Origin of the sequence: Brachybacterium sp. EE-P12, from assembly GCF_003711805.1 — a bacterium.
Lineage (GTDB): Bacteria > Actinomycetota > Actinomycetes > Actinomycetales > Dermabacteraceae > Brachybacterium.
Window position 1 is genome coordinate 381094 of sequence record NZ_QXCP01000012.1, and the last position, 3951, is coordinate 385044.

Annotated in this window: 8 protein-coding genes; 4 read left to right on the forward strand and 4 right to left on the reverse strand. The window is 69.4% G+C overall.

All coding sequences use genetic code 11. From position 1 onward, the window contains the following. Positions 1-210 (reverse strand): hypothetical protein (locus tag D1648_RS18340; RefSeq protein WP_241155576.1); only part of this gene is annotated, 210 nt, incomplete at its 3' end. A gap of 23 nt (positions 211-233) precedes the next feature. Here D1648_RS18340 and D1648_RS17625 point away from each other — a divergent pair. After that, on the forward strand, positions 234-782 hold the full coding sequence (locus tag D1648_RS17625; protein ID WP_241155575.1) for an iron-containing redox enzyme family protein: 549 nt from the start codon (positions 234-236) through the stop codon (positions 780-782). Beyond that, a complete protein-coding gene (locus D1648_RS17630) occupies positions 779-991 on the forward strand; it encodes a CDGSH iron-sulfur domain-containing protein (RefSeq protein WP_122943916.1) in 213 nt (70 codons plus the stop codon). The genes D1648_RS17625 and D1648_RS17630 overlap by 4 nt, the downstream gene beginning before the upstream one ends. An 11-nt stretch (positions 992-1002) precedes the next feature. Here the strand turns inward: D1648_RS17630 and D1648_RS17635 are convergent, their stop codons facing one another. The 3 genes from D1648_RS17635 to D1648_RS17645 form a co-directional block, all read right to left on the reverse strand. Further along, entirely contained in the window at positions 1003-1794 is a 792-nt protein-coding gene (locus D1648_RS17635; protein ID WP_122943887.1) for an SDR family oxidoreductase, read from the reverse strand. 116 nt (positions 1795-1910) lie between these two features. Continuing rightward, the gene (locus D1648_RS17640; RefSeq protein WP_122943888.1) at positions 1911-2324 is read right to left on the reverse strand and encodes a nuclear transport factor 2 family protein; all 414 of its coding nucleotides are present in this window, start codon (positions 2322-2324) and stop codon (positions 1911-1913) included. After that, positions 2321-2929 carry a hypothetical protein gene (locus tag D1648_RS17645; protein ID WP_241155570.1) on the reverse strand — a complete coding sequence of 203 codons (609 nt, stop codon included), beginning with the start codon at positions 2927-2929 and terminating at the stop codon, positions 2321-2323. Before D1648_RS17645 ends, D1648_RS17640 begins: the two co-directional genes overlap by 4 nt. 176 nt (positions 2930-3105) lie before the next feature. Here D1648_RS17645 and D1648_RS17650 point away from each other — a divergent pair, with 176 nt between their 5' ends. Together D1648_RS17650 and D1648_RS17655 are read left to right on the forward strand one after the other, a co-directional pair. Next, the gene (locus D1648_RS17650) at positions 3106-3567 is read left to right on the forward strand and encodes a MarR family winged helix-turn-helix transcriptional regulator (RefSeq protein ID WP_122943890.1); all 462 of its coding nucleotides are present in this window, start codon (positions 3106-3108) and stop codon (positions 3565-3567) included. Positions 3568-3632: 65 nt separating this feature from the next. Beyond that, positions 3633-3951 (forward strand): hypothetical protein (locus D1648_RS17655; protein WP_206424833.1); only part of this gene is annotated, 319 nt, incomplete at its 3' end.

Here is a 3951-nt window from a genome sequence, read left to right on the forward strand (position 1 = left end):
CCCCCCCCCCCCGAGGATGCCGGCGACGTCGAGCTCTCCCTGTGGTGCCTGTACGAGCTGCACCACCGCGGCTTCGACGACGTCGCCGATGAGCTCGAGTGGGACCCGCAGGTGATCGCGCTGCGCCGCCGGCTCGAGGAGGACCTCGAGCAGCGGCTGCGCGAGCAGGCGCCGGGCACATCCACCGCGGCGCAACCGCAGAGCAGGCACGACAGTTCCTGCGGCACAAGTCGATCTACACGCTCAAGGAGTCCGACCACACCACGTGGACGATCCCGCGCCTGTCCTATCCCGTGAAGGCTGCGGTGATGGAGCTGCAGTACGACGAGTACGGCGCCGGCAACCCGCATCGCCTGCACGCGCACCTCTTCGCCAAAGGGCTCGCCGCGAGCGGGTTGGACTCCGAGTACGGCGCCTACCTCGACGAGGCACCGCTCGAAGTGCTGATGCAGAACAACGTGATGAGTCTCTTCGGGCTGAACCGTCGACTGCGTGCCGCCTCGCTCGGCTTCCACGCCGCCTTCGAGGCCACCAGCTCCGCGCCCTCGCGCAAGATCGCTCGCGGTCTGCAGCGGCTCGACTTCCCGCCGGAGATGGTCGAGTACTACACCGAGCACGTCGAGGCCGACTCGGTCCATGAGCAGCTCGCGGTGCGGACCATGTGCGGCACGCTGATCGAGGAGGAGCCGGAGCAGCATGCGAACGTCTGGTTCGGCGCCTGGGCGTACCTGCACGTGGAGGACCTCTACGGCGAGCGCATGCTGACGGAGTGGTCGGCATGAACCAGCAGGCACCTGACGAGCATCCCGACGTGATCCTCTGCCCGGATGGCCCGATGCTGCTGCGCGGTGAGCACGTGATCGAGGACGAGGACGGGAAGGAGCACTCGACCACGCGCCCGGTGAGCGCTGTATGCCGCTGCGGCGCCTCGGGCATCAAACCCTGGTGCGACGGCACCCACAAGACGATGCGGAAGCGGCCCGGACGCTGAGCGGGCCCGGCTCAGACGCTCTGCCAGATGTCGTCCCCGCGGCGCAGCGCGTCGAAGCCGCCGTCGACGAAGAGGACCTGCCCGGTCATGCGCGCATTCGCGGGCGAGACCAGGAAGGCGTGCACGGCGGCGATGTGCTCGGCCTCTGCGACCCCGTTGTAGGGAGCGGGCATCGCGTCGTCGGCCATCCTGCGCCCCTCCTCGGTCGAGAAGAGCTCGGTGGTCATGCCGGTGCGCACCTGGCCGGGGCCCACGCCGTTCAGGCCGATGCCCGCGCCCGCGTACTCGTCGGTCGGCGCGTTCCGGCGGATCCAGCGGGAGATGGCCCGCTTGGAGCTGGAGTAGTTCGCGTAGCCGGCCTGCGGCCCCTGCGCGGCCAGGGCGGCGCCGCGGGCGACCGCGGCCTCGGCGTCGCCGGCCAGCAGCAGATCGACCAGCTCGGGGTCGTTGCCCTGCAGAGTCGCGGCCGAGGTGGTGACGCTGATCCGCGGAGCGTCGGACGCGGCGAGCTGCGGGCGCAGCGCCTCGATGAGGCGCACCGTGCCGAAGTAGTTGATCCTCACCGACAGCTCCGAGGGAGCGGAGACGCCCGCGTTGGCGACCAGGCCGTCCAGCACCCCACCGGTGCGCTCGGCGATCTCGGCGGCGACGCGGTCGATCTGCGCCGGATCCGAGAGGTCGCCGGTGACGTCCCCCTCGTGCAGGTCGACGCGGAGGACGGTGTCGCCTGCGGTCTCGAGGAGCTCGGCGGTGGCCTTCCCGATGCCCGAGGCGGCTCCGGTGACGACGATGGTGCGCGGCATGAGGTGATCCCTTCGACAGTGGTGTCGGCGCCCGCGGGCGGCGGACCGCCGCTTTCGTCCCAGCGTATTCGAGGTGTCCGGGGCTCACCGGGACCTGGTGCCCCTGACCGCACGACTCACCGCGACGTCGGCGGGCGCTGTTTCCGCGGTGCGGGGACAGGCGAGCCAGGTGCTCCTGCGATGAAGCTGTGCTGGATGCCGGCGATTCGCCAGTCGTCACCGATCCGCACGAGATGGAAGGAGCTCCGGGTGGTCGGAAGCGGGTTGCCTCGTGCGGTGCCGCGGACGTCCAGACGGGCCACGACCATCGCCGAGCCGGGGTGCTCACGAATGGTGACCTCATCAAGGACGAGTGCGTCGTAGTGGAGCTGCCCGTCGGACAGGCGCTGGAGCCAGGCATCCTTGGACAGCTGGAAGCCGACCGGGCCGACCCCGAGGAAGTCCTCGGTCAGCAGTTCAGCGGTTCTCCCCGCATCGCTGCGCCGTTCGGCGTCGGCCCATTCGGTGAGGGTGGATTCGATGGTGTTCATGAGTTCTCCTTCTGTCGGGTTCTGCGGTGGTGTGTGCGGCGTGTCGGCGGGATGAGGAATCCGGCGGCGATGATCCAGGCAAGGGACGTGAAGCGCCCGATGGGAACGAGCACCTGGAGCGGTTCGACCACCATGGCCAGGACCGAGAACTCGCACACGGCGGCGATGACGAGACCGGCCCAGCTCAACTGCGCCGGAAGCAGCCGCAGGACGAGGGCCGGCACCGCGATGCCGGCGACGAGCAGTCCCAGTCCGAGGAGGTGGGCGACGCCGCCGGACGCGAAGGCGAGGATCCCGAGGGCGTGCACCAGGTTCGGCTGTGCAGCCACCGCGCTCTGGCCGGCAGTCCAGGCCACCAGCGCCGAGCCTGCCAGCATGACGGAAGCGGTGACCCCTCCGTACAGAGCGATCGCCGGACCTGGCACCCGGATGCCGAGGCGTCGCAGGCGCGCGTACATGATCGCCGCGTAGATGCCCAGGGGGACTGACGACCCCAGCTGCAGCATGGCTGATGCTCGGGCGGCGAGACCGTGGTGTGCGAGGAAGTCCGAGTATCCGTCGACGAACGACGAGGACAGCGCCTGACCGCCGCCGAGGATCGCCACGACGGCGAGGCTCGCGATGAACAAGCCCGTGCTCACAGCCCCGACCACTCCGGCGTGGGGCCCCTCCGGCCGGCGGCGCGCGGTCGACGAGGTCGATTCGACTGCACCTCTACTACTGTTCATACAAGGAATGATACACAGCATGAACTATATGTCAATGGATCTATCATGGATGCATGACGTCCTCTCGCCGCCATCGAGTCGCTTTCCTGCTCGCCCAGCTCGGTTCGGACGCCGCGAGCGGGTTCGAACAGACACTGCGGCCGCTGGGCATCACTCCCTCGGATGCGGGAGTGCTTCGGTTCGTCGGCCGCAACCCCGGGATCAGCCAGCGAGCGGTGAGCGAGCACGTGGGCGTCGGGTCGAGCCGGATCGTCGCGATTCTGGACCGGCTGGAGTCCCGCGGGCTGGTCGAACGCCGGCGCAGCAGGACGGACCGCCGCAGTCACGAGTTGAACCTCACCGAGCTCGGCCGAGAGCTTCTGACCGAGGTGGGACAGCTCGCCAGACAGCACGAGCAGGACTACACCGCAACCCTGGAGCCAGATGAGGTGGAGCAGCTTCAAGACGTGCTCGGGCGCATCGCCAGCGCTCGCGGCCTCTCCGTCGATATTCATCGAGACAGCTCCGTGAACTGATCACCGACGGCGCATCACGTGCCCGCAGCGCCAGCACCGCCGCTCTCCCCGACCAAGGCCTCGACATGACACGTTCCACGTCGCTCGCGCTGCCGCCCGGGCTGTCCCTGCTGTGGGAGAGCGCCGACGAGCACGCGGCGCTGCGCGACCGCTTCGGCTTCGCGGATGTCGGGGAGGCGACCGACTGGCTCGTCGCCGCGCTCCACGAGCACTGGGGCCTCACGGTCCGCTCCTGCGGTCGCCTCACCATCAGCGACCACAACGCCATCGCCTGGGTGAGCACCGACCGGGCCGAGCTGGTCGTGAAGTGGTCCAGGGCGTTCGTCGCCAAGCTGGTCGGGAGTCACTGCGCGGGGCAACATGCACCGCCTGCCCTAACCGAAC

Excerpts from the sequence above, each read along its gene's own strand:
- D1648_RS17635 (WP_122943887.1), bottom strand. The coding sequence starts at position 1,794 with ATGCCGCGCACCATCGTCGTCACCGGAGCCGCCTCGGGCATCGGGAAG.
- D1648_RS17630 (WP_122943916.1), top strand. The coding sequence starts at position 779 with ATGAACCAGCAGGCACCTGACGAGCATCCCGACGTGATCCTCTGCCCG.
- D1648_RS17640 (WP_122943888.1), bottom strand. The coding sequence starts at position 2,324 with ATGAACACCATCGAATCCACCCTCACCGAATGGGCCGACGCCGAACGG.
- D1648_RS17650 (WP_122943890.1), top strand. The coding sequence starts at position 3,106 with ATGACGTCCTCTCGCCGCCATCGAGTCGCTTTCCTGCTCGCCCAGCTC.